This window comes from Bradyrhizobium sp. SHOUNA76 (genome assembly GCF_023006445.1).
GTDB lineage: Bacteria > Pseudomonadota > Alphaproteobacteria > Rhizobiales > Xanthobacteraceae > Bradyrhizobium.
Genome location: NZ_JALBHA010000766.1, coordinates 1 through 2,084 on the forward strand (window position 1 = coordinate 1; position 2,084 = coordinate 2,084).

At 61.9% G+C, this 2,084-nt stretch carries 2 protein-coding genes; both read left to right on the forward strand.

Going from position 1 to position 2,084, the window contains the following annotated elements; genetic code table 11:
- A partial coding sequence (locus tag MOV74_RS36810) for an OpgC domain-containing protein (protein WP_246932264.1) occupies window positions 1-1,169 on the forward strand: 1,169 nt, incomplete at its 5' end.
- A complete protein-coding gene (locus MOV74_RS36815; protein WP_246932266.1) occupies window positions 1,169-1,939 on the forward strand; it encodes an SGNH/GDSL hydrolase family protein in 771 nt (256 codons plus the stop codon). The genes MOV74_RS36810 and MOV74_RS36815, both read left to right, overlap by 1 nt.
- Window positions 1,940-2,084: the final 145 nt, after the last annotated feature.

Here is a 2,084-nt window from a genome sequence, read left to right on the forward strand (position 1 = left end):
CGGCGATCACGCTGCCCGCCATCGGCGAGCGCGAGCTCCGGCTCGACCTGTTCCGCGGCCTCGCGCTGTGGCTGATCTTCATCGACCATCTGCCGGCCAGTCTCCTGACGTGGTTCACCATCCGCAATTACGGCTTCAGCGACGCCACCGAGATCTTCATCTTCATCTCCGGCTACACCGCCGCCTTCGTCTACGGAAGGGCGATGCTGGAGAGCGGCGTCCTCATCGCCACCGCCCGCATCCTGCGCCGGGTCTGGCAGATCTATGTCGCTCACGTCTTCCTGTTCACGATCTTCCTCGCAGAAATCTCCTATGTCGCGACCAGGTTCGAGAACCCGCTCTACACCGAAGAAATGGGCATCCTGGATTTCCTCAAGCAGCCCGACATCACCATCGTGCAGGCGCTGCTGCTGCGCTTCCGACCGGTCAACATGGACGTGCTGCCGCTCTACATCGTGCTGATGCTGGCGCTGCCGCTGATCCTGTGGTCGATGAAATGGCGCCCCGACTTCACCCTCGGCCTCTCGGTCGCGCTCTACGTCGTCACCTGGGAATACGATCTCTATCTGTCGGCCTATCCGAACGGGTTCTGGGCCTTCAATCCCTTCGCCTGGCAATTGCTGTTCGTGTTCGGTGCATGGTGCGCGCTCGGAGGTGCGCGACGGATGTCGCGCATCCTGGCCTCGCCCGTGACGATGTGGATATCGATCGCCTATCTCGCGGCGGCGTTCTGCGTGACGCTGACCTGGTACGTGCCGCAGCTCTCCCACTTCATGCCGAAGCGGATCGAGCAGTGGATGTACCCGATCGACAAGACCGATCTCGACGTGCTGCGCTTCACGCATTTCCTGGCGCTGGCCGCCCTCACCGTGCGCTTCCTGCCCCGGGATTGGCCGGGCTTGAAATCGCGCTGGCTGCGACCATTGATTCTATGTGGCCAGCATTCGCTCGAGATCTTCTGCCTCGGCGTCTTCCTGGCCTTTGCCGGCCATTTCATTCTCGCCGAAGTCTCCGGCGGCGCAGCCATGCATGCGCTGATTAGTCTCTCCGGGGTCCTGATCATGTGGGGCGTGGCGTGGGTGATTTCGTGGTACAAGCGGGTGGCTGACAAGAGCGGTGCGAAAACCAAAAACGCCGTCGGCAACGCCGATTTGGCGGGAGGGGGCTGATGAAGGCGAAGGTTCTCCTGAGCCTGATCCTGCTATGCGGTAGCCTCGCCGCGCCTGTGGCGCGCGCGGGCGATGCTGCGCCTGCCGCGCCCGCGGCATGCGAACTGCCGTCTTATCTGCTTACCAGCGAAAGTCGGCTTCTCAAGGTCGCCGATGCCCTCAAGGCCGGCAAACCGCTCGACATCCTCGTCATCGGCAGCCGCTCGACCACGATTCCGTCTTCGGAGAGCAGCTCCTATCCGGCGCGCATGGAGGCGATCCTTAAGGAGAAGCTGCCTGCGTCCGAGGTGGTGCACGTCTCCGTAGAAATACAGAGCAAAAGAACGGCGGAGGAGGCCGCGTCTACCTTCGTTAAGCTGATAGAAGCAAAAACGCCTACTTTGGTCGTCTGGCAAACCGGGACCGTGGATGCCATCCGATCCATCGATCCCGACGAATTTCGCAGCGCCGTGACCGAAGGGGTTGTTGCGTTGCAAAAGGCAGGGGCTGACGTCGTCTTGATGAATTTGCAGTACAGCCCGCGCACCGAAACGATGATCTCGGCGCAACCGTTTCTCGATAATATGCGCGTGGTGGCGCAGGAGCATGATATTCCGCTGTTCGATCGTTTCGCGATCATGCGGCAGTGGAATGACCAGGGTCAGTTCGACCTGTTCAGCCCGTCCCGCGGGCCCGAACTGGCGAAACAGGTCCATGATTGCCTTGGCCGGGCGTTGGCACAGTTCGTGATCGACGCTGCCCATCTGGAGCCGGCCCAGCAGCAAAATTGAGGTCTAGCGTTAATGAGTTCTCTCCGCCCTTTTTGCCTGACGACATGGTTGGCCGCGCCCGCAGCCGCGATGCTGTTGTTGCTGACGCCGGCCTCGCAGTCGCATGCGCAGGCGCCGGCCACCCCCGCACCCGCGCAATCGGCTG